Here is a 373-nt window from a genome sequence, read left to right as displayed (position 1 = left end):
TTTAAGGCTGGCCGAAACAAACGCACAGGGCATGCAGAGTTAGCTTGGGCAACTATGCACGCATTATTTAACGAACCTGTTGATATTGCCTTCGATGAACATAATCAATCACTGATGGAGATTTACGAATGAACTGGTTAAGAAAAACTAAAACTCAAAAAGAGTCGGGGCCAGTGGCATTTACATTTGGCGAACCAGAGCCAGTGCTTAATGCTTATGATTTTCTCTATTCAGGATGCTACTCATACGGTAGCCGCTACTATGAGCCACCGGTAGATTTAAATGGCTTGGCAAAGCTCTATCGAGCAACAGCACATCATGGCTCCGCATTGCAGGTAAAGCGAAATATTTTGCTGCGAACCTTTAAACCTTC

Annotated in this window: 1 pseudogene; it reads left to right on the top strand. The window is 43.4% G+C overall.

Annotation, left to right across the window (positions count from 1 at the left end):
- Positions 1-128: 128 nt before the first annotated feature.
- Positions 129-373 (top strand): annotated as a pseudogene (locus A596_RS21595) (hypothetical protein); the annotation flags it as partial.

It is taken from the genome of Cellvibrio mixtus subsp. mixtus J3-8, from assembly GCF_000766945.1.
Classification (GTDB): domain Bacteria; phylum Pseudomonadota; class Gammaproteobacteria; order Pseudomonadales; family Cellvibrionaceae; genus Cellvibrio; species Cellvibrio mixtus_A.
Note: the sequence above shows the minus strand (reverse complement) of the source record. Positions and strands in the feature narration are given on the sequence as shown.